This window comes from Acetobacter orientalis (genome assembly GCF_000963965.1).
Taxonomy (GTDB): Bacteria; Pseudomonadota; Alphaproteobacteria; order Acetobacterales; family Acetobacteraceae; genus Acetobacter; species Acetobacter orientalis.
The window spans coordinates 1-555 of record NZ_BAMX01000050.1 but is presented as its reverse complement, the minus strand read 5'-3'; the positions used below and the strand labels follow the sequence as shown (position 1 = coordinate 555).

Below are 555 nucleotides of genomic sequence, written 5' to 3'. Positions count from 1 at the left end.
GTTTACCGGAGAGTAAAACTCTCGGAGGATGAGCCCTATGGTAGAGAAGAAGAAAACATCACGTTATTCGCCTGAGTTCCGTGAGCGCGCGGTGCGCCTTCTGGACGAGCATCGCTCGGATTACCCGAGCCTATCAGCTGCCTGTCGCGAGATTGGTGGCAAACTTGGCTGCTCGGGCGACAGCCTGTACGATTGGTGGAAGCAGGCCCGGCGGGACGCGGGTGGTGCGCAGCCGGGAGCAACCAAGGCCGAGACGGCACGGATCAAGGCGTTGGAGCGTGAGGTCCGTGAACTGCGTCAGGCCAATGAGATCCTGAAGAAGGCCTCGGCTTATTTTGCACAGGCGGAGCTCGACCGCCCGTTTCGCAAATGATCGCGTTTATTGAAGCCTACCGTGCCTATTACGGGGTCGAGCCAATCTGTCGCGTTCTGCCGATTGCCCCGTCCACGTTTTACCAGCAGGCGGCCATAGCAAGAGAACCGGCCAAGGCCAGCCCGCGTGTCCGGCGCGATAGGGAACTGATGGAACATATCGGCCGGATCTGGCAGGACAAC

1 protein-coding gene, 1 pseudogene and 1 other annotated feature are annotated in these 555 nt (G+C 59.8%); the gene and the pseudogene both read left to right on the top strand.

The features are described 5' to 3' along the window. Positions 1-37 precede the first annotated feature (37 nt). Positions 38-373 carry an IS3 family transposase gene (locus Abor_RS12480; RefSeq protein WP_048842232.1) on the top strand — a complete coding sequence of 112 codons (336 nt, stop codon included), beginning with the start codon at positions 38-40 and terminating at the stop codon, positions 371-373. Next, positions 328-444: a sequence feature (AL1L pseudoknot), on the top strand. It overlaps the preceding gene by 46 nt. Further along, positions 370-555 (top strand): annotated as a pseudogene (locus Abor_RS13055) (IS3 family transposase); the annotation flags it as partial. It overlaps the preceding feature by 75 nt. The gene Abor_RS12480 and the pseudogene Abor_RS13055, both read left to right, overlap by 4 nt.